Genomic DNA, 20,900 nt, shown 5'->3' with positions numbered 1-20,900 from the left:
ATGTCCGATGTTCATGTCCATCGCGTCCAGCCGGCGTGGAAGAAGAACGCGCTGATTGACAATGACACCTACCTGAAATGGTACGCCGACAGCGTCAAGAACCCGGACAAGTTCTGGGGCAAGCACGGCAAGCGCATCGACTGGTTCAAGCCCTACAGCAAGGTCAAGAACACGTCCTTCGACGGCAAGGTTTCGATCAAATGGTTCGAGGATGGCCAGACAAACGTTTCGTGGAACTGCATCGACCGGCATCTGAAGAAGCGCGGCGAACAGACCGCCATCATCTGGGAAGGCGACAATCCCTACGACGACAGGAAGATCACCTATAACGAACTTCACGCACGTGTCTGCCGCCTCGCCAATGTGATGAAGAAGCACGGCGTCAAGAAGGGCGACCGCGTCACCATCTACATGCCGATGATCCCGGAGGCCGCTTATGCGATGCTCGCCTGCACGCGCATCGGCGCCATTCATTCGGTTGTCTTCGGCGGCTTTTCGCCGGATGCGCTGGCCGGACGCATCGACGACTGCAAGTCGACCTTCGTCATCACCGCCGACGAAGGCCTGCGCGGCGGCAAGACTATCCCGCTGAAGGAGAACACCGACAAGGCGATCGAGATCGCCGCCAAGGCCGGAACGAAAGTCGAAAAGGTCTTGGTCGTGCGCCGCACCGGCGGCAAGACCGGCTGGGCCGCCGGGCGCGACGTCTGGTACCATGACGAGGTCGCCACGGTTAAGGCCGAATGCAAGCCCGAGAAGATGAACGCCGAGGACCCGCTGTTCATCCTCTACACATCCGGCTCGACCGGCAAGCCGAAGGGCGTGCTGCACACCACCGCCGGCTATCTCGTCTATGTCTCGATGACCCACCAATATGTCTTCGACTATCATGACGGCGATATCTACTGGTGCACCGCCGATGTCGGCTGGGTCACCGGCCACAGCTATATCGTCTACGGGCCGCTCGCCAACGGCGCCACCACGCTGATGTTTGAAGGCGTGCCGAACTACCCGTCGCAGTCGCGTTTCTGGGACGTGATCGACAAGCACAAGGTCAACATCTTCTACACGGCGCCGACGGCGCTGCGCGCGCTGATGGGCGCCGGCGATGCCCATGTCACCAAAACGTCGCGCAAGTCGCTGCGCGTGCTCGGCACCGTCGGCGAGCCGATCAATCCGGAAGCCTGGGAGTGGTATTTCAACGTCGTCGGCAACGGCAAGGTGCCGATCGTCGACACCTGGTGGCAGACCGAGACCGGCGGCATCATGATCACGCCGGTTCCGGGCGCCACCCACCTCAAGGCGGGTTCGGCGACGCGGCCCTTCTTTGGCGTCAAGCCGCAGCTGGTCGACGCCGACGGCAAGGTACTGGAAGGCGAAGCCAGCGGCAATCTTTGCATTGCCGACTCATGGCCGGGCCAGATGCGCACCGTCTATGGCGATCACGACCGCTTCGTGCAGACCTATTTCTCGACCTACAAGGGCAGGTACTTCACCGGCGACGGCTGCCGCCGCGATGCTGACGGCTACTACTGGATCACCGGCCGCGTCGATGACGTCATCAACGTCTCCGGCCACCGCATGGGCACCGCCGAGGTCGAATCGGCGCTGGTTTCGCATGAGAAGGTCTCGGAGGCCGCCGTCGTCGGCTACCCGCACGATATCAAGGGCCAGGGCATCTACTGCTATGTCACGCTGATGGCCGGCGAGACGCCAAGCGAGGAATTGCGCCAGGAGCTCGTCGCCCATGTCCGCAAGGAGATCGGCGCCATCGCTTCGCCCGACAAGATCCAGTTCGCGCCCGGCCTGCCGAAGACCCGTTCCGGCAAGATCATGCGGCGCATCCTGCGCAAGATCGCCGAGGATGATTTTGCCGCGCTCGGCGACACCTCGACGCTCGCCGACCCGGCAGTCGTCGACGACCTGATCGCCAACCGGCAAAACAAGAAGGGCTGATGCAACCCGCATTGGGCGGCGTCACCGAGCTTTGGCGCTATCCCGCGAGCTCGCTCGCCGGCGAGTTTCAGGAGGCGATCTCCGTCGACTGGTATACCGTCGAAGGCGACCGCCTGTTTGGTCTTGTCGATACCTCGACCGATGAAATCGCGCGGCCCGACCGCGAAGCGAAATGGCACAAGGTGCCCCGCATCCGCACCCGGCTGTCGCAGGCCGGCAGGCTGGAGGTCGCCATCCCCGACGGACGCTGGCTTTCGGCACCTGGCGCGCAAAGTGATCGCGCGGTTTCCGCGTATCTCGGCTTTGCGGCTTCCATCCGGCCGTTCCGCCGGGAAAATGCGGCTCCGGATTACCTCGGCCCCCTGCTGACGGAACGCTACGTCAAAACCCCTATTCATCTGCTGACCACCGCCTCACTGGCGCGTTTGAAAGTGCTGCATCCAGAGGGCGCCGCCGACGCGCGCCGCTTCCGCCCCAACATCGTCGTCGATATGCCAGAGGTCGAGGGGTCGTTTCCCGAGACGGAATGGATCGGGTGCAAGCTGGCAATCGGCGACCTGCTCCTGACCATCTCCGAGCCGTGCCGCCGCTGCGGCTTCACCATCATTGGCCAGAACGGGTTCGACCACAACCCGGCAATCCTGCGCAGCCTGGTCCGCCACAACGCCCATAATCTCGGCGTCTACTGCACCGTCGACCGACCGGCCCGCGTCGAGATCGGCGCCACGATGCGCCTCCTGTAGCTATCGATACAAATCCGCCCGCGTCGGCGGCAGGCCGCTCGGGCCGCGCGCGCGCCTGGTGACAACGGTCTGGAAGACCTGCGCCGAGGCGCGTTCGAAGGTGATCGAGCAACCGGTGAGATAAAGCAGCCAGAGCCGCGCCTTGGCTTCGCCGACCTCGGCGATGGCTTCGTCGAAGCGTGCGTGGAGACGCTCTGCCCATAGCCTGCAGGTGCGCGCATAGTGCTCGCGCAAGTTTTCGACGTCGTAGACGAGGAAGCCGTGCGCCTCGAGATTGCCGAGCGTCATGCCGATCGTATCGAGTTCGCCGCCCGGAAAAATGTATTTGATCAGCGCCTTGAATTCCGGCCCCTTGCGCAGCGTCTTCTTCAAGCTGCCCTTGTCGCGCCGGGTGATGGCGTGGTGCAGATAGATGCCGCCGGGCTTGAGCAGGCGATGGATCCTCGAGAAATAGGCCGCATGGTTGGCAAGCCCCAGATGCTCGAACATGCCGATCGAGGAGATCTTGTCGAAGGAGCCGGACAGCTCGGCATAGGACTTGATCTCGATGGTGATGCGGTCCTCCAGCCCGGCGGCGCGGATGCGTTCACGGGCGAGTTCGGTCTGTGCTTCCGATAGCGAAACGCCGTGGCCGACGACGCCATAATTCTTCACCGCATGGATGAGCATCGCTCCCCAGCCGCAGCCGATGTCGAGCAATCTGTCGCCGGGCTTCAGGCGAAGCTTGCGGCAGATATGGTCGAGCTTGTCTCTCTGGGCCTGATCGATATCGTTGGCGAAATCCTTGAAGTAGCCGCAGCTATAGACCATGCGCTCGTCGAGGAAGAGCCGGTAGAATGCGTTGGAAATGTCGTAATGATGCTGGATCGCCTCCTTGCTCGAACCGCTGACGAAAGGATTGCGGCCGGAAAGATCGGTTCGCGTCGTCATCTGTTTTCGCGAAAACAGCACCGCCGGCAGGTCGCGCAGGATCGCCAGCTTCGGCAATGTCTTGAGCTTCGTCCTGAGCTTGCCGTGCGTGGGCAAGGCGTAGAAATCGAACAGCGATCCGTCTTCGACGTCGACCGCCTTGGCAATCCACATCTCGATCAGCGTCGATAAAGAGGGCCGACGTACGATCTGCCAGACGATGTCCTGGTCGTTGATAGTGAGCACCGGGCCGGTAGCCGGGCCGATCCGCTCGCCTGTCCACAGCCTCACCGCGAAACCCGGCTTCAGCGTCTCGATGACCGTCCGAACAATCCGGGCCGCTCTCTCGGCTGCCTCCATCCCCGTCCTCCCTTACCCGGCAAATAACGGCCCGGAACAATCGCGGCTCGATCTTGCCTGCCCGATCGGCCGGCCGCAAGCCGCCCGAGTGCACAAGCACGCTTGTTCAGGATTTTCGAGTGCCGCGCCTTGCCATTTGCCGGATGACACCCCATCATGAGGAAGTGTTCAACAAATCGAAAGGAGGTGATCCGATGTCGAGTGATTTCGTTTTCCAGAACGTGGCCTCAGCGGATCGCACTTTCGGGAAGCAGTCTTCCCGTTAAGGCGCGAGATGCGCGGCTGGCGACCAACCGTCGCCGCCAGGAGCCGCGCCATGGACGGAAACACGGAAGGCCGCCGACTTCGCGAGAAGCGGCGGCCTTTTCCTTTTTGGGCTGTTGTCCCTTATTTGGTTACGGTCAACATCTCGACGTTGCGCGCTATGTCCTGGAAAGCCTGGTTGAGTTCGGTTCCATTGGCAGCTTGGTAGAAGTGCTTGATCTTGGCGGTGTCCGGGCTCGCGCAATCCTGGAGCGTGGCCTTGGCATTCGTTTCGTTTAGGTCAAACCCAATAGTGAAGATCTCGATGCCGTTGTCGCGCATGGCAGCGCAAAGTTTCTTGGCGGCCGTGCGGGTCGGCTCCTTGCCGGCGTCATTGTAGACGTCGCTCACCGTGCTCGCATCGAAGTAGGACAGGTTGAATTCGCCGTCGGTCATCAGGATCGCGATTTTGGCGACCTTTTTTGGATCCATCTTGGCCGGCCGCTGCGAAGTCCTCATTATGCTCCCCCAGTTCTCCGAGAGCATGTACCAGGTCCACTGTACGCCGATATGGCCGGCAGTGCCGCCGGAGGCGATGAAATTCTTGATGACCGTCTTGAGCGCCGTCGCATCCGCCGTCAGCGGCATCAGCGTGGCGGCCGGGCAGGCGGCGGTGCCGGTTTGCCAGGCGAAGGACGACAGCAGGTAGTCGCGGTTGACCATGCTGGCGTCGGGGCCCGCGTCCGAATATTGGTAGGTCCCCTTGCGTTCGGTGGCGCAATTGTCAGGACGGATGAGGCCCGAGACATACTGCACAGCGTCATTGGCCGGCGCCTGTTTGCGTTGGCTGGCGGTGGTTTCCACATAGACGCTGCTGGCGGCAAGTGTACCGGCATTCACCGAATTGGCATAAGGCACGATGGCAACCCGCACGCGCGGTTTGGAGGTGTCCTGACCGCCCAGGAAGCTGTCGACGGCATTCGCCGCAGCCGTCCGCAGATCGATGATTTTCTGGCCTGCCATCGAGCCGGTCACATCGAGCATCATCGCGACTTCGATCTGCTTGTCCGAATAGAGAGCCGTCGTCGATGCGGGAACGCGCTGCATGCTACCCGTGCTGAAAAGCGGGAAATAATAGCTGACATTGACATGAACGTCCGCCTGAACGGTCCTGGCGGTCTGGTCGACGGTCAGTTTGTCGAGAACGATCTGATTGTCCTGCAGGATACCCGCCGTGCTGTTGGCATCGAGAAAGGCCTGCACCGATTTGCTGGCTTCGGCCTCGCTGATAACGCCGGTCGTCAGGTCGCGGGCCGTCGAGGTGACCGCCGCATCGACGACGCCTTGCAGGCTCGATTTCACATTGTAGAGTTGGGATACGTTGACGGCAAAGCCGACACTCAGCGCCAGTACTGAGCCGATTATACCAAACAGGACCGCGAAATTTCCGCTGCGATCCCCGGCAAAGCCGCCGATCGCCTGAACAAGACCCCCGAAACGCCGCATTCTTTCCGCCTCCATTCGCTACAGCCTGCAGCTGTCCGAACGCGCATTGCAGGAATCCGGCCGGATCGCGCCGCCGGGCGCGGGAAAGCGAGCGGCCCCCGCTCAGGCCATTGTTTCCAAACGGTTTCGAGCGGCGACAAGGTAAACAGCGGGTAAACGAAAGCCGCGTCGGCACGGCTTTGTTCAAAAAGCGCTTACCAAGATTCGGGCTCGCAATTCGAGACGGCTGGACTGCGTCCCAATCCGGTACAGACGAGATGTATCGAACAGGATCAGTGCTGCCGCAGTGGCGGCAGGTGGAAATCCGGACTGCGAATGTGTCCGAAGATCAGGCCAGCATCCGTGCGCTGACGGTCTTGTCGACGCCGCGATAGGGCGGCTTGAACAGATTGCCTTCCTGCTCGTGGGTCCAGACCTTGAACAGGCTGAGCCGATGCGGGCCGAAACTGTGCAGCAGCGGCACGTCGGTGGCGTCGCGGCCGCGGGCTATGACGACGCGGCCGATCCTCGGCACATTGTGGCGAGGATCGAAGGTGTACCATCTGCCGTCGAGGAACACTTCCACCCAGGCCGAGAAATCCATCGGCGCCGGATCGGCGGGCACGCCGATATCGCCGAGATAGCCGTTCACGTAGCGGGCCGGGATGTTCATGCAGCGGCAGAGCGTGATCGCCAGATGGGCAAAGTCGCGGCAGACGCCGACGCGCTCCTCATGCGCCTGCGCCGCCGTGCGGGTCGAGCGCGCATAGCCGTAGCCGAAGGACAGGCGGTTGTGGACATAGTCGACGATCGCCTGCACCCGCGCCCAGCCCGGCGGAAGCTGGCCGAAAAGTTGCCAGGCCAGGTCGCCGAGATGGTCGGTCTCGCAGTAACGGCTGCCGAGCAGATAGCCGAGCACCTCGTCCGGCAATTCGGCAACCGGGACTTCCCCGGCCAGCGTGTTGACTTCGTCCATCTCGCCGCTGTCCTCGACCACCGCGTCATAAAGGATGCGAAAGCTTCCGGCCGGCGCCGTGAAGCGGCGGCAGCTATTGCCGAAAAGATCGTGGTAGACCCTGGTCGGAACCGACGGCGACGTCAGCACGCGCGTCTGCCGCTTGATGTCGGCCTGGCGATCCCGATGGATCTCGAGCAGCGAAACAATCGGCGTGGCTGCAGCGCATTCAATGGCAATTTCATAGCCGAGCCTGATCAGCATCGCCGTCCCCCTACGATCGTCATGGAAGATAGTGCTGGTCAACGCAGGAGAGTGTGCGGCGGTTCCTTGTGGTCGTCAAAAACGACGCCTCGCGACTTCCCATACGGACGCGGCAACGTTACGGTCGATCGACACGCGTCTTTCGAAATAATTCCTCCAAGATGACCCCGGGAAACCGATGTTCGCAGGCAGAAAATTCGCGGCCTTCCTGTTCGATATGGACGGCACGATTCTCAATTCGATCGCCGCGGCGGAAAGGGTCTGGGCAGCGTGGGCGCATCGGCAAGGTCTTGACGTCGCCGCATTCCTGCCGACCATCCACGGCGTGCGGGCGATCGAGACCATCGGCCGGCTGGCGCTCCCAGGCGTCGATCCTGCCCGCGAAGCCGAATCGCTTTTGCAGGCCGAGGCGGCCGATGTCGAGGGCATTCGCCCGATTGCCGGCGCCGCGGCCTTCTTGGCGTCGCTGCCGCCTAGAAGCTGGGCGATCGCCACTTCGGCACCGCGCGAACTTGCCTTGCTGCGCCTGCAGGCCGCCGGCATTCCGGCTCCCGCCGTGATCGTCGCGGCGGAGGACGTGGCTCGCGGCAAGCCGGCACCCGACTGCTTCCGGCTGGCGGCCGCACGGCTCGGCGTCGATGTGCGCGACTGCCTCGTCTTCGAGGACGCGCCGGCCGGCATAGCGGCAGCCGAAGCCGCGGGCGCTGCAATCGTGGTGATCAGCGCCACGCACCGGCATCCGTTGCAGACGCCGCATGCCGCCATCACCGGCTATGGCGCGATCGGCATCGCTGTCGATGACAACGGCTGGATTGCCATCGAAGCGGAACGGACCGCACAGCCTGCTTAACTAGCATCCTGCTTGCGCTAAAAGTCGCTGGTCAGGCCCTTGACCTCCCAGTCGCCATAGCGGCCAGGCTCCTTGCCGCCGCGCCCGCCGATCTCCCTCGGCAGCGTGGCTTCCTGCTCGCGATATTTCTCCCGCCGGGCCTCGGCCTCGACCAAGGCGCGCCTGGCTGCCGGGGTCAGCGGCTTTTGCGGCGAGCCGTTAGCATGCGTTTGGCTGGTTTTGTCGATCATGCGATCTTCCGCTAGATTGAAACAGGCCCCGATTGAAACGGGAACCGCTGTTTCCCATCATATAGCGATGGGCCCACAAGGATCGACCCCTTTGTTGGGCCCAAATGGAGCAGACGATGAACACCCTTCGCACCGCCATGCTTTTGGCCGCAATGACGGCCCTGTTCATGGGCGTCGGCTATTTGGTCGGCGGATCCGGCGGCATGATGATCGCCTTGCTGATCGCCGCCGGCACCAATTTGTTCAGCTATTGGAACGCCGACAAGATGGTGCTGTCGATGCACCGTGCGATCGAAGTCGACGAACGCAACGCGCCTGAATATTACGCCATCGTGCAGGGTCTCGCCCAACGTGCCGGCCTGCCGATGCCGAGAACCTATCTCATCGACAATCCGCAGCCCAATGCCTTCGCCACCGGCCGCAATCCGCAAAATGCCGCTGTCGCCGCCAGCACCGGCCTGCTCGAGCGGCTATCGCATGAAGAAGTCGCGGCGGTGATGGCGCACGAGCTCGCCCATGTGCAGCACCGCGATACGCTGACCATGACGATCGTCGCCACCTTTGCCGGCGCAATTTCGATGCTCGGCAATTTCGCCTTCTTTTTCGGCGGCAACCGCGACAACAACAATTCCTTCGGCATCGTCGGCGTGCTGGTGGCAATGATCGTCGCGCCTTTGGCCGCCATGATCGTGCAGATGGCGGTGAGCCGCACCCGCGAATATGAGGCCGACCGGCGCGGTGCCGAAATCTGTGGACACCCGCTGTGGCTCGCCTCGGCGCTTGACAAGATCGCGCGGGGCGCCGAACGCATCCGCAACCCGGATGCCGAGCGCAATCCGGCAACCGCCCATCTCTTCATCATCAATCCTCTTTCCGGCGAGCGTATGGACAGTTTGTTTTCCACTCACCCGAGCACAGAAAACCGCATCGCCGCGTTGCAGAGGATGGCGAGCGAAATGGCCGGCGCACCCGAAGCGGCCGCGACGCCAAGGCCGGCGCCGGAAGGGACCGGGCAGCAGCCGTCTGGTCCGTGGGACAGGGCCGCGCGGCCCGAGAGGCCGCCTGAGCCGGCCAAGCCGAGACCCAATCCCTGGGGACGCAATCCGACCGGACCCAAAGGTCCGTGGTCGTGACGAGCGCGACAGACAAAAAAGGCGGGATCTCGCTGGCGGAAATGCGCGATCTTTGTGCAAGGCACTGGAACCCTATCGGCATACCGATGGCGAGCATAGCAACATCAAGTGATCTGGGCTTTCGCCCACTTCCTGAAGATGAATATGACACCTATCTCCGCCACATCGTCCGACTTGTCGGGGATGGTGCATCTCCAAAGCAAGTCGCGGACTATGTCGGCACGGTTGAAAAAGACTACATTCAGGTGACCTCCCCCCTAGGAAGCAAAGAAGATTTTGTCAGCGCTATATTTAAACTAGTCAACCGATCGCCGACACAATGAGGCCAACTCACAGTGAGGCTTCAGAAGCTCGCGGTCTCGCCGCGCGCAAGGCAGCCGCGCGCCTGCTTGCCGCCGTCATTGACGCGAAAACGCCGCTCGACGGGCTGACCGACCATGAAAACGGCCATCCACAATACAAGGCGCTCGACCTGCGCGACCGCGCTTTGGTGCGCGCCATTCTGGTCACCGCCCTGCGCTACCGCATGACCATATCAGGCCTTTTGGCCCGTCGCCTGGAAAAGCCGCTGCCGCCCAACGCCACGGCGCTTTCGCACATTTTGCATGTGGCGGCAGCGCAGATCCTGTTCCTCGATGTTCCCGACAGCGCCGCCGTCGACCTCGCCGTGACACACGCCAAGTCCGATCCGCGCACGGCGCGCTTTTCCGGCCTCGTCAACGGCGTGCTGCGCACGCTGGCGCGGGCCAAGCAGGACGAGCTCGCCGCAGCATTTGCCGCTACCGACGAGGCGCCAAAATGGTTTTCCGACCGTTTGAAAACAGTCTACGGCCTCGACAAGGCCCGGCAGATACTGCTCGCCCATCGCCATGAGGCACCGGTCGATTTCTCGGTCAAGTCGGACCCGGCGCTGTGGGCCGAACGGCTCGGCGGCTTTGTCTTGCCGACCGGCACGGTGCGGGTGGAAAAGCTCAGCGCTTCCGTGACCGAACTGCCCGGCTTTGGGGAAGGCGCCTGGTGGGTTCAGGATGCAGCGGCCAGCCTGCCGGCCCGGCTGTTCGGCGACATCAATGGTTTGCGAATCGCCGACCTCTGCGCCGCGCCGGGCGGCAAGACCGCCCAGCTGATCCTCGCCGGCGCCCACGTCACCGCGCTAGACATGTCCAAAACGCGGCTGGCACGGCTGACGCAGAACCTCGAACGGCTCGGTCTGGCCGCCGAGATCGTCCAGGCCGATCTGCTCAAATACGAGCCGAAGGACCTCTTCGACGCCGTCCTCCTCGACGCACCTTGCTCTTCGACCGGCACGGTGCGGCGGCATCCCGACGTCCCCTGGACGAAGACGGTGGCCGACGTCGAAAAACTGGCCGACCTGCAACGCCGGCTGCTTGCCCGCGCCGTCACCCTGGTCAAGCCTGGTGGACGCATCGTCTTTTCCAACTGTTCGCTCGATCCGCTGGAAGGCGAAGAGCTCTATCGCGACTTTCTCGCCGGCAATGCGGAGATTGTCGACGACCCGCTTCGGCCGGGTGAGATCGCCGGCATCGACCCGTTTCTGACGCCGCAAGGCACGTTGCGCACCACGCCTGCCGATCTGGAGCTAGGCTCGCCGGGCCGCTCCGGGCTGGACGGCTTCTTCGCCGCCCGCATGCGCAGAGCCGGCTAAGGGCCGATCCTGAAGCGCCGTCCGGCTTCTTGGGGCGAGGAGGCATGGAAAACAGGCTGAACGGCCCCACTGCCGCGGAATTCGCCTTCGCACAAGTTCTTGAATCATATAAACTTGTGCTTGGGTGAGGACGATCAGGAGGGGTTTTGGCAATCGCTGCCGGTAACACGACGCGTCTGTGGACGCTTGTCGCGAGGGAGTTCTGGCGCAAGACGCGCCGGCGCTTGCGCGCCGGGCCACTCTATCGCTGGCGCTACTCAGGCCGCACGCCGGAGCGCGTCCTGATCGCCCCACCGGACCTGCGGCTCGCCGATCCTCAGATCGCGCTCGAGATCTATTACGGCCGCTATCCGCTTTCGGGGCATCTGGTCGAGACCGGCGGCAAATCGCCCTTCCAGATCGACGTGCCCAATCCCGGCTGGCAAAAAACGCTGCATGGCTTTCGCTGGCTGCGCCATATGCGTGCCGCCGGTACCGAGCTCGCCGCCGCCAACGCCCGGGCGTTGGTTTCCGACTGGATTGCAATCCATGGCAGCCATATTTCCGGCGTCGCGTGGGAGCCCGGCACGACGGCCAAGCGTGTCATTGCCTGGCTGCAGCATTCCTCGATCGTGTTGCAGGGCGCTGAATTTCCGTTCTACCGCGCGTTCTTGAAATCGCTCGCCGTCCAGATCCGCTATCTGCGCGCCATGGTGCGCGAGATGCCGGACGGCAAGGACCGGCTGCGCGCCCGCATTGCGCTGGCCTTTGCCGCTTTGTCGCTGCCGGCGCCGGCCTCGGCGCTACGCGGTGCTACCCGCAATCTCGCCGAGGAGCTCGACCGCCAGATCCTGCCTGACGGCGGCCATATCTCGCGCAATCCGATGGCCGTGCTTGAAATCCTCGCCGACCTTCTGCCGTTGCGCCAGACATACGCCAATCAGGCCGAGACACCGCCGGCCGCCCTGATCGGCGCCATCGACCGGATGCTGCCGGCATTGCGCTTCTTTCGCCATCAGGACGGCAGCCTTGCCCGCTTCAACGGCATGGGCGCCACCATTCACGATCGTATCGCCAGCATCCTGCATCACGACGACACCGCCGGCGCACCGTTGCTGCACGCGCCGCATTCGGGTTATGAGCGCCTGTCGATGGGCGGTGTCACTGTGATCGCCGATACCGGCCCGCCGCCCCCTGTCGACGTATCCAATGCCGCTCACGCCGGATGCCTCGCCTTCGAATTGTCGTCGGGCCGCCAGCACTATATCGTCAACGCCGGAATAGACACTTATGGCGCCGCCGAGTTCCGGCCGCTTGCCCGCGCCACCGCCGCCCACTCGACCGCCACCATCAACGACACGTCGTCGGCGCGCTTCAATCACTCCTTGCGCGTCAACGACCTGCTCGGCACGCCTTTGATCGGCGGGCCGCAGCATGTGCCTTGCAAGCGCACCGACCAGAAGGGCAGCCAGGGCTTCATCGCCCGCCATGACGGCTATGCAGCGCGCTTCGGCTTCCTGCATGAGCGCGAGCTGAAATTATCGACCGAAGGCAATGTGTTTGCCGGCAGGGACCGTTTTCTGCGCCCGGGCGGCGCTTCTATCCGCAACAATGGCCGTGACTTCGTCACGGTGCGTTTCCATGTCCATCCCGATATTAGCCTGCTCCAGGATGAGCATGACCGTCTGGTGCTGGCCGCCGACCATGCCGACACCTGGGTGTTTACCTCTACCGAAGTGGTGCCCGAGGTCGAGGAATCGATCTATTTCGCAGGGCTTGGCGGCCCGCGCCGCAGCCGCCAGATCGTGCTTGCGTTCAAGGCCTCGGAAATTTCGGAGGTCCACTGGCAATTGACGCGCACCATCATCGCCGGCCGTCCGGAAAAAGCTGAAGCCGGTGGCAACGGCAGACACTGATCAAGTCTTGCGGCTTGATTTCCGGGCCTCATATGCTACGGCCCGCGGACGCTCTCCAACCAGAACTGGAAAGGCCGCCAGCCCATGGCCGTCGCCGCCAAGAACATTCCCGCGCCCGACCTTGTACCCATCCGTCGCGCGCTCCTTTCCGTCTTTGATAAGACCGGCCTGATCGATTTCGCCAGGGCGCTGGCTTCGGCCGGCGTCGAGCTAGTCTCGACCGGCGGCACCGCAAGGGCGCTTGCCGAGGCAGGCATGGCGGTGCGCGACGTGTCCGAGCTCACCGGCTTTCCCGAGATCATGGACGGCCGCGTCAAGACGCTGCACCCGTCGGTGCATGGCGCACTGCTTGGCGTGCGCGACGATCCCGAGCACGCCGCAGCGATGCGCGACCACGGCATCGAGCCGATCGATCTCGTCGTCTCCAATCTCTATCCGTTCGAAGAGGTGCGTCGCTCCGGCGCCGACTACGCGGCGATCGTCGAGAACATCGACATCGGCGGCCCGGCGATGATCCGTGCCTCGGCCAAGAACCACGCCTATGTCGGCATCGTTACCGATCCCGATGACTATGCCTCGGTGCTCAACGCGCTGGAGATGAATTTCGGGTCGTTGTCGCTGGATTTCCGCAAAAAGCTGGCAGCCAAGGCCTTTGCCCGCACCGCCACCTACGATGCGGCGATCTCGGGATGGTTCGCCGAGGCGCTTGAGATCGAGCATCCGACATGGCGCGCCTTCGGCGGCAAGCTGCAGTCGGTGATGCGCTATGGCGAAAACCCGCATCAGGGCGCCGGCTTCTATGTCAACGGCGACAGGCGGCCGGGCGTCGCCACGGCGCGCCAGCTTCAGGGCAAGCAGCTTTCCTACAACAACATCAACGACACCGACGCTGCCTTCGAGCTGGTCGGCGAGTTCGACCCGTCGCGCTCCGCAGCAATTGCCATCATCAAGCACGCCAACCCGTGCGGCGTCGCTGAGGACGCTTCGCTGCAGGCGGCCTATGCCAAGGCGCTGGCCTGCGACCCGGTCTCGGCCTTCGGCGGCATCGTCGCCATGAACCGCATCCTCGATGCCGGAACCGCCGAAGAGATCGTCAAGACCTTTACCGAAGTGATCATCGCACCGGAGGCGTCCGAAGAAGCAGTCCGCATCATTGCCGCCAAGAAGAACCTACGCCTGCTGGTCACCGGCGGCCTGCCCGACCCGCGCGCAGCGGGCCTTGGCTTGAAATCGGTTGCTGGCGGTTTGCTGATCCAGGGCCGCGACAACGCGGTGGTGGATGACCTCGAGCTGAAAGTGGTGACCAGACGCGCTCCGACGCCGGCCGAATTGGCCGATCTGAAATTCGCTTTTCGCGTGGCAAAGCACGTCAAGTCGAACGCCATCGTCTATGCCAGGGATGGCGCTACAGTCGGCATCGGCGCCGGCCAGATGAGCCGGGTCGATTCCTCGCGCATCGCGGCGCGCAAGGCGCTCGACGCGGCCGAAGCTGCCGGCCTGACGGAGCCTTTGACCAGGGGCTCGGTCGTCGCCTCGGATGCCTTTTTCCCGTTCGCTGATGGGCTTTTGTCGGCAATCGAAGCCGGCGCCACAGCCGTCATCCAGCCCGGCGGCTCGATGCGCGACGACGATGTCATCGCCGCCGCCGACGCTCACGGCATTGCCATGGTCTTCACCGGAGTGAGGCATTTCCGGCATTGAACGCGTTACCCCCGCTGTGGGAGAAGGCAAGAGCAGCTCACTCCGCCGGCCGATCCGCCGGATAGGGCGTGCCGATCAGGATCGCCATGCCGGCGCCAAGGAACAGCACGATCGCCGCCATGCCGAGCCGCGCCGAGCCGCTGGCCAGGGTGATCGTGGCCACCATGAAGGGTGCGGCAAAACTGGTTGCCCGGCCGGCCAGCGCATAGATGCCGAAATAGCGGCCCGATTCGGCAGCGGAGACGCTGCGCGCCATGTAGGAGCGCGACGATGCCTGCACCGGCCCGAAAGCAAGCCCGATCAGCAGGCCGTAGAAAATGTAGGCTTTTTCCGCCGCCGTGCCGAACAATCCGCCGCCGTCCAGTCCGGGCATCACCCAGGCGCCGAACAGCGTATAGCCCGGGCCGGTCGAGACGATGCCGAGCGTAGCGATGCTTAGCATGATCAGCGAAATCATCACTATGGTCTTGGAACCCAGTGCTGTGTCGAGGCGTGCGGCAACCAGGCAGCCGACGATGGCAACGACGTTGAGGATGATGCCGAACAGGCCGATCTCGGTAATCGACCAATGGAACATTGCCGCCGCAAACGTTCCGCCCAGCGCCAGCAGTGCATTGACGCCGTCCTGATAGATCATGCGGGCGACGAGAAAGCGAAAAATGCCGCTGCGCTTGCGCACTTCGGCCAGCGTCGACTTCAGTTCCGACAGGCCTTCGCGCACCGCCGGCCCGATTGGAATGCCTTTGATCGCATCAGGCGTGAAGAAGAACATCGGCAGGATGAACAGGAAATACCAGGCCGCCGACAATGGTCCGGTGGCGCGCGCGTCCTCGCCGAGCCTGGGGTCGAGGCCGAAGATCGGGTCGAGCCCAACGACGGTCTTGCCGGTTTCAGGCGAGCCGGCCATGACGGTAACGACGAAGATCAGTGCGATCATGCCGCCGAGATAGCCGAGTCCCCAGGCCATGTTCGAGATCCTGCCGATGTCGCTCTTTGGCACCAGGCGGGGCATCATCGAATCGTTGAACACAGTCGAGAATTCCGCCGCGACCGACGCCAGCGAGAACAACACCACGACCAGAAAAAGATTAGAGCCGGGCGCGGCGAACCACAGCAGGGTGAGGCAGGTGATCTTGACCGCGGCGAAGAAGGCTATCCACGGTTTGCGTGGTCCGGTCTGATCGGCGATCGAGCCGAGGACCGGCGACAAAACGGCAATGACGAGGCCGGCGGCGGCAATGCCGTAGCCCCAGGCCGCTTGCCCGGTCTCTGGATTGCTGGCCATGCGCGAGACGAAATAAGGACCGAAGATGAAGGTGGTAACGACCGTGAAAAACGGCTGTGCCGCCCAATCGAACAGCATCCATCCCCAGATGCCGCGTCCCGATGCCCGCTGCACTGCCATCTCAGCCATGTCCCCTCCGCTGGAGCTTGCTCCATGCCGATCGAATCGGAATGATGCTCCGTCTTGTTGTTGAGCACGATCTTGTCCAAAAGCCGATCGTCACTTTTTGGGATCATGCTCCGGCGCCCCCCAACGCAGGGCGCCGTTCGCTCAATAGCGCAGTTCTTCCCGGCAATCCCGCGCGATGTGGAAGACGTCTCACAGCCCTGTCAGATCGCTCATCAGGCCGGACGCCACCGACAGCCGCGACACGGTGATGTCGCCGCCCTCGGTCAGAGCCTGCAACCGCTCGCGGATGCGTCCGACCCGTTCGCCGCCCGCCTCCAACCATGCTGTCACCGGATCCGCCGCCTCGGCATGACTGGTGAGTGCCGCCACCGCGATGCCGCGCCTGGCGGCGCCGATCGTGTCGGTGGCGCGCGAAAGCGCCAGTTGATCGTAATAATCCGAGGGCGTGATCGAGCGCGCCGCATCTTCGACGCGCGGTATGCGGAAGACATCGCTGACTGCAAAAAACGCCTTGGCGGCAGCGACGATGCCGGCATTTGCCGTCCGCGCCGTCAGCGCAATGTCGGGGATGAGTTCCGCCACATCGGTCAACGCCAGTTGCTCGGCCAGGCTCTCGGGCGCGCCGCCCTTCGACAGGCTGTGCCGCCGCTCCTCGATCCGCTCGCGCGAGAAGGCCGGCAACAGCGCAACGAGCTTCGGCTCCAGCGCCTTGCGCGCATCCTGCAACTCGGTGATCCGCTGCCCGAGCGGTGCGGTGCCGGCATCGTTCTTCAGGTACCAGCCGCCGGTCACATAGATCAGCCGGCTGACCGCCTGATAGAGGTCGAGCTGGATCTGTCCGTCGATCCGGTTGTCGAGCGCGTCGATCTGGCGATAGAGCGCCGGCAGCGCAAAGCCATCCCGCACCACGGCGAAGGTGCGCACGACATCGGCGGCACTGCGCCCGGTCGCTTCCTGCAGCCTGTTGACGAAGGACGGGCCGCCGCGATTGACCAGGTCATTGGCGACGGCACGGGCGATGATCTCGCGGCGCAGGCGATGGCCGTGGATTTCCGCCGCATATTTCTTTGCCATGCGGTCGGGAAAGTAACCCATCAGGTCGCGGTCGAAATGCGGATCGTCCGGCACGTCGCTGGCGACGATATCGGAAAACAGCACGATCTTGGCATAGGCAAGCAGCACGCCGAGCTCGGCCCGGGTGAGCGGCTCGCCGCGCGCTTCGCGCGCGGCAAGCGCCGCCGGCGACGGCAGCGTCTCGACGGCACGGTCGAGCAGCCCGCGCGCCTCGAGCGCCTCCATGAAGCGGCTCTGATGGGCAATGTCGGCAAGGCCGCGCTTGCGAGCAAGGGACAGCGCCAGCGTCTGCTGGTAATTGTTGGACAGCACCAGGGCGCTGACCTCGTCGGTCATCTCGGCCAGCAATTTGTTGCGCGACGGCCGCGTCAGCGAACCCTTCCGCATGGCGGAAGCCAGCGCGATCTTGATGTTGACCTCGACGTCTGAGCAGTTCACGCCGCCCGAATTGTCGATCGCATCTGAGTTGCAGCGGCCGCCGTTCAATCCGAATTCGATGCGCGCCCGCTGTGTGACGCCGAGATTGGCGCCTTCACCGATGACCTTGGCACGCAGGTCGAGCGCGGCGATGCGGATCGCGTCATTGGCACGGTCGCCGACGTCCTGGTTGGTCTCGCCCGATGCCCTGACATAGGTGCCGATGCCGCCGAACCACAAAAGATCTGCCGGCGCCTTGAGGATGGCACTCATGATCTCGACCGGCGTGGCCGTTGTCTTGCCGAGGCCGATAGCTGCAGCCGCGGCGGCCGGCAAGGTGATCGACTTCTGGCTGCGCGAGACGATGATGCCGCCTTCGGACAGCTTCGTCTTGTCGTAATCCTGCCAGCTTGAGCGGGCGAGAGCGAACATACGCCGGCGCTCGGCCATCGAAGCGGCCATGTCGGGATCGGGATCGATGAAGATGTCGCGATGATCGAAGGCGGCGATCAGCCGGGTCTGCTCCGACAGCAGCATGCCGTTGCCGAACACGTCGCCCGACATGTCGCCAACGCCGACGACGGTGAACGGCGTGGTTTGGATGTCGCGGTTCATCTCGCGGAAATGCCGCTTGACCGCTTCCCAGGCGCCCTTGGCGGTGATGCCCATCTTCTTGTGGTCGTAGCCGGCCGAACCGCCGCTGGCGAAAGCGTCGTCGAGCCAGAAGCCGTGCCTTTCGCTGATGGCGTTGGCGATGTCCGAGAAGGTCGCCGTGCCCTTGTCCGCGGCGACGACGAAATACGGATCATCCTGATCGCGCCGCACGACGCCGGGTGGCGGGATGACGCCGTCCAGCCCGATATTGTCGGTGATCGACAACAGGCTGGAAACGTAATTCTTGTAGGCGGCCGTGCCGGCCTCGAAAATTGCGTCGCGCCCGGCGCTCATCGGCAGCTTTTTCGGGTAGAAGCCGCCCTTGGCGCCAACCGGCACGATCACCGCATTCTTGACCTGCTGTGCCTTGACCAGGCCGAGCACCTCGGTGCGATAGTCCTGCGCACGGTCCGACCAGCGCAGGCCGCCACGCGCGACCGGGCCGAAGCGCAGATGCACACCCTCGACCTCGGAGCCGTAGACGAAGATCTCCCGCCATGGCCGCGGCGCCGGCAGCCCGTCGACCGATTGCGAATCGAGCTTGATCGCCAGCGATTGGCCTTTCTGTTTCGTGTCGGCAACGAAATGATTGGTGCGCAGCGAGGCTTCGATCAGGTTCAGATAACGGCGGATGATGGTGTCGTCGTCAATGTTGGGAACGTCTTCCAGCGCATCCGTGATCTTGGCTTTCAGATGTTTGGCCTGAACGACGCCTTCCTTCTCGGCCGTCGCGCCGAGGCGGGCGACAAACAGCGCATGCAGGTCGCGGGCGATCTCGGGATAACGGTTGAGCGCGGCGGCGATGAAATCCTGGCTCTGCGGGATGCCGGCCTGCTGCAGATAGCGGCCATAGGCGCGCAGGACGGTGATCTCGCCCGACCACAGGCCGGCGGTCTGGGCAAGGCCGTTATAGCCGTCATTGTCGACATCACCGCGCCAGACGGAAAGGAACGCATCCTCGAACAGCGCGCCGCCATTGCCGAGGTCGATCGGCCTGCCGTAGCTGTTCTCGAGTTCCATGTCGTGGATGAAGACCATGCCGGGCTGATCACTATTGATCGTGCCGGATTGAATGTCGCCGACCTCGAAAGTGCGCTCGCTGATGACGCGGAAACCGATGTTTTCCAGCACGGGAACGCGCCGCGACAGCGCCACCGGGCTGCCATGGTGATAGATCTTCAGCGCCGCCTGATGCGGCTTCTGGTCGGCGTGACGGTAATAGTCGATGGCGATCGGATTTGAGGCATCGAGCTTGGCGATGCGCCCGGCATCGGCCAGCGCCACGGCCGGCCGAAAACTGTCGCGATAGCTTTCCGAAAAACGCGAGGCGATGGCCGTGAGTCTCGCATCGGCGCCGGTCTCGGTCGCGGTCTCGCGCAGGGCATCGTCCCAGGTCCGTACGATGTCGCGGATCGCCGCCTCGATCGTTGCCTGCTCGACCTTCGGCGTCTTGCCGCCGGAGCGGCCGATGATGAAATGGACGCGCGCCAGCCCGCCTTCCGGGAAGGCCGGATAGTACGCCGACAGCCGGCCTTCGAAGACGGTCTTCAGATAAGTGCCGATCTTCTCGCGCACGACGCTGTCGTAGCGGTCACGCGGCACGAAGACGAGCACGGAGACGAAGCGGTCGAACTGGTCGACACGCACCAATGCCCTGACGCGCGGCCGCTCGATCAAGCCCAGTATGGCTTCGGCATGCTTGCGCAGGATCGGCACCGGAACCTGGAACAGCTCGTCGCGCGGATAGCTCTCCAGCACGTTGATCAATGCCTTGCCGGAATGGTCGCTTGGATTGAAGCCGGATTTGGCGATGACGGTTTCCGCCTTCGAGCGCAGATAGGGGATTTTCATCACCGAGCGCGTATAGGCAGTCGAGGTGAACAGGCCGACGATACGGAGCTCGCCTGAAAGCACGCCTTTGCCGGTGTAGGTCTTGACGCCGATGTAGTCGAGGTAGATGCGGCGGTGCACCGACGACTTGGCGTTGCCCTTGGTGACGATCAGCGGTTCCGGCCCATGCAGGAAGGCGCGGATTTCCGGCGTCGTGCTCACCGCTTCGGTGCCGCGTCTGAGCACCAGCACGTCGGGATCGGAAAGGATGCCGAGGCCGGGCTTTTCGGCGCGCTCGAGCATGCCGCTCGTCTCGCCGCCGGTATAGTTGAATTCGCGCATGCCGAGAAAGGTGAAGTTGTCGTCGCGCAGCCATTCGAGGAAGGCGATCGCCTCGGTGACATGGGCCTTGTCGAGCGGCACTGGCGAGTAGCGGAATTCCGAGATCGCCTGGTCGAGGCGGGCAAGCATCGGCTTCCAGTCGGTGACGGCGGCTCGCACCTGGCCGAGCAGCTTCGTCAGGCGTGCGGCCAGGCCTTCGGCCTGCTCGGCCGAAAGGCGGCCGATATGGACATGGATGACGCTCAGTCGGTCATGGCTGTGGTCGCCCTTGGCATAACCGCCATCGCCGAGGATTTCCTCGACGCCGTTCTTGCCGTGCCTGACGACTATGACTGGATGGGTAACCAGCAGCGGCTCGCCGGCGCTTTCTGTAATCTCGCCGAGGACGGAATCGAACAGGAACGGCATGTTGTCGTTGACGACAGTGATCACCGTCATCGGCCGGCCCTGGCGGACGACACCGGAATCGACGTCTATGGCAACGACGCAGTCGTCCTTCTTGTGCCTGGCCACTGCGCGGCCGGCGAGTTCGGCAGCGCGTTCGAGATCGATGACGTCGTAGGCGGCGACATCTTCGGCCGGAGCTCGGGCCAGCAGGTAGTCGGCAAGCCTGCCGGGCTTTTCACCACCCGCGGCTTCACCCCTCGTCAGGCCGGCTTTTTTCAACCGGCTCGCTGACTTTACGCTGGCCATGAGTCCCTCCCGTCACATGTTTTTGCGGCTATGCTAACAGATGACGGGTATTTGGCGACAAAGGTTTGACGGCTTGCGACGAAATG

14 protein-coding genes are annotated in these 20,900 nt (G+C 63.5%); 8 read left to right on the top strand and 6 right to left on the bottom strand.

All coding sequences use genetic code 11. The annotated features are described in order from the left end of the window. Together acs and NKH59_RS07360 are read left to right on the top strand one after the other, a co-directional pair. Positions 1-1,956: an acetate--CoA ligase gene (acs, locus tag NKH59_RS07365; protein ID WP_352471293.1), complete on the top strand. Its 1,956-nt coding sequence runs from the start codon at positions 1-3 to the stop codon at positions 1,954-1,956. Next, a complete protein-coding gene (locus NKH59_RS07360) occupies positions 1,956-2,699 on the top strand; it encodes an MOSC domain-containing protein (protein WP_353021418.1) in 744 nt (247 codons plus the stop codon). Before acs ends, NKH59_RS07360 begins: the two co-directional genes overlap by 1 nt. Here NKH59_RS07360 and NKH59_RS07355 read toward each other — a convergent pair whose 3' ends face one another. From NKH59_RS07355 to NKH59_RS07345, 3 genes are all read right to left on the bottom strand, one after another. Further along, positions 2,700-3,968, bottom strand: a complete 1,269-nt coding sequence (locus tag NKH59_RS07355) for a class I SAM-dependent methyltransferase (protein ID WP_352451225.1) — start codon at positions 3,966-3,968, stop codon at positions 2,700-2,702. Between the two features lie 387 nt (positions 3,969-4,355). Further along, the gene (locus NKH59_RS07350) at positions 4,356-5,717 is read right to left on the bottom strand and encodes a pilus assembly protein TadG-related protein (RefSeq protein WP_352767513.1); all 1,362 of its coding nucleotides are present in this window, start codon (positions 5,715-5,717) and stop codon (positions 4,356-4,358) included. Between the two features lie 328 nt (positions 5,718-6,045). Continuing rightward, on the bottom strand, positions 6,046-6,915 hold the full coding sequence (locus NKH59_RS07345; protein ID WP_352451227.1) for a transglutaminase-like domain-containing protein: 870 nt from the start codon (positions 6,913-6,915) through the stop codon (positions 6,046-6,048). 178 nt (positions 6,916-7,093) lie between these two features. Between NKH59_RS07345 and NKH59_RS07340 the strand changes: the two genes are divergently transcribed. Then, positions 7,094-7,765 (top strand): HAD-IA family hydrolase, encoded by a 672-nt coding sequence (locus NKH59_RS07340; RefSeq protein WP_353021416.1) that lies wholly within the window; start codon positions 7,094-7,096, stop codon positions 7,763-7,765. Between the two features lie 17 nt (positions 7,766-7,782). On the opposite strand, the gene NKH59_RS07335 is transcribed toward NKH59_RS07340, so the two are convergent. Continuing rightward, the gene (locus NKH59_RS07335) at positions 7,783-7,995 is read right to left on the bottom strand and encodes a DUF1674 domain-containing protein (protein ID WP_352451229.1); all 213 of its coding nucleotides are present in this window, start codon (positions 7,993-7,995) and stop codon (positions 7,783-7,785) included. 116 nt (positions 7,996-8,111) lie between these two features. Here NKH59_RS07335 and htpX point away from each other — a divergent pair, with 116 nt between their 5' ends. The 5 genes from htpX to purH all read left to right on the top strand — a co-directional run bounded on the left by htpX (position 8,112) and on the right by purH (position 14,390). After that, complete coding sequence (gene htpX / locus NKH59_RS07330) at positions 8,112-9,128, top strand: zinc metalloprotease HtpX (RefSeq protein WP_352683668.1); 1,017 nt, start codon at positions 8,112-8,114, stop codon at positions 9,126-9,128. After that, on the top strand, positions 9,125-9,451 hold the full coding sequence (locus NKH59_RS07325; RefSeq protein ID WP_353014387.1) for a hypothetical protein: 327 nt from the start codon (positions 9,125-9,127) through the stop codon (positions 9,449-9,451). Before htpX ends, NKH59_RS07325 begins: the two co-directional genes overlap by 4 nt. After that, on the top strand, positions 9,448-10,794 hold the full coding sequence (locus tag NKH59_RS07320) for an RsmB/NOP family class I SAM-dependent RNA methyltransferase (RefSeq protein ID WP_352683673.1): 1,347 nt from the start codon (positions 9,448-9,450) through the stop codon (positions 10,792-10,794). The genes NKH59_RS07325 and NKH59_RS07320 overlap by 4 nt, the downstream gene beginning before the upstream one ends. Before the next feature lie 146 nt (positions 10,795-10,940). After that, positions 10,941-12,689: a heparinase II/III family protein gene (locus NKH59_RS07315; RefSeq protein WP_352540908.1), complete on the top strand. Its 1,749-nt coding sequence runs from the start codon at positions 10,941-10,943 to the stop codon at positions 12,687-12,689. An 84-nt stretch (positions 12,690-12,773) separates the two neighbouring features. Further along, positions 12,774-14,390 carry a bifunctional phosphoribosylaminoimidazolecarboxamide formyltransferase/IMP cyclohydrolase gene (purH, locus tag NKH59_RS07310; protein ID WP_352814783.1) on the top strand — a complete coding sequence of 539 codons (1,617 nt, stop codon included), beginning with the start codon at positions 12,774-12,776 and terminating at the stop codon, positions 14,388-14,390. A gap of 37 nt (positions 14,391-14,427) precedes the next feature. Here the strand turns inward: purH and NKH59_RS07305 are convergent, their stop codons facing one another. Together NKH59_RS07305 and NKH59_RS07300 are read right to left on the bottom strand one after the other, a co-directional pair. Continuing rightward, the gene (locus NKH59_RS07305) at positions 14,428-15,804 is read right to left on the bottom strand and encodes an MFS transporter (protein ID WP_353014386.1); all 1,377 of its coding nucleotides are present in this window, start codon (positions 15,802-15,804) and stop codon (positions 14,428-14,430) included. 189 nt (positions 15,805-15,993) lie between these two features. Then, on the bottom strand, positions 15,994-20,814 hold the full coding sequence (locus NKH59_RS07300) for an NAD-glutamate dehydrogenase (RefSeq protein WP_353021413.1): 4,821 nt from the start codon (positions 20,812-20,814) through the stop codon (positions 15,994-15,996). Positions 20,815-20,900 lie beyond the last annotated feature (86 nt).

This window comes from Mesorhizobium sp. M0998 (genome assembly GCF_040318885.1).
Lineage (GTDB): Bacteria > Pseudomonadota > Alphaproteobacteria > Rhizobiales > Rhizobiaceae > Mesorhizobium.
The sequence above is the reverse complement of the archived record's forward strand: the minus strand, read 5'-3'. Positions and strand labels throughout refer to the sequence as shown.

Coding starts and splice junctions, on each gene's coding strand:
- acs (WP_352471293.1), top strand. CDS start 1: ATGTCCGATGTTCATGTCCATCGCGTCCAGCCGGCGTGGAAGAAGAAC.
- NKH59_RS07305 (WP_353014386.1), bottom strand. CDS start 15,804: ATGGCTGAGATGGCAGTGCAGCGGGCATCGGGACGCGGCATCTGGGGA.
- NKH59_RS07320 (WP_352683673.1), top strand. CDS start 9,448: ATGAGGCCAACTCACAGTGAGGCTTCAGAAGCTCGCGGTCTCGCCGCG.
- NKH59_RS07350 (WP_352767513.1), bottom strand. CDS start 5,717: ATGCGGCGTTTCGGGGGTCTTGTTCAGGCGATCGGCGGCTTTGCCGGG.
- NKH59_RS07335 (WP_352451229.1), bottom strand. CDS start 7,995: ATGATCGACAAAACCAGCCAAACGCATGCTAACGGCTCGCCGCAAAAG.
- htpX (WP_352683668.1), top strand. CDS start 8,112: ATGAACACCCTTCGCACCGCCATGCTTTTGGCCGCAATGACGGCCCTG.
- NKH59_RS07360 (WP_353021418.1), top strand. CDS start 1,956: ATGCAACCCGCATTGGGCGGCGTCACCGAGCTTTGGCGCTATCCCGCG.
- NKH59_RS07300 (WP_353021413.1), bottom strand. CDS start 20,814: ATGGCCAGCGTAAAGTCAGCGAGCCGGTTGAAAAAAGCCGGCCTGACG.
- purH (WP_352814783.1), top strand. CDS start 12,774: ATGGCCGTCGCCGCCAAGAACATTCCCGCGCCCGACCTTGTACCCATC.
- NKH59_RS07345 (WP_352451227.1), bottom strand. CDS start 6,915: ATGCTGATCAGGCTCGGCTATGAAATTGCCATTGAATGCGCTGCAGCC.
- NKH59_RS07355 (WP_352451225.1), bottom strand. CDS start 3,968: ATGGAGGCAGCCGAGAGAGCGGCCCGGATTGTTCGGACGGTCATCGAG.
- NKH59_RS07340 (WP_353021416.1), top strand. CDS start 7,094: ATGTTCGCAGGCAGAAAATTCGCGGCCTTCCTGTTCGATATGGACGGC.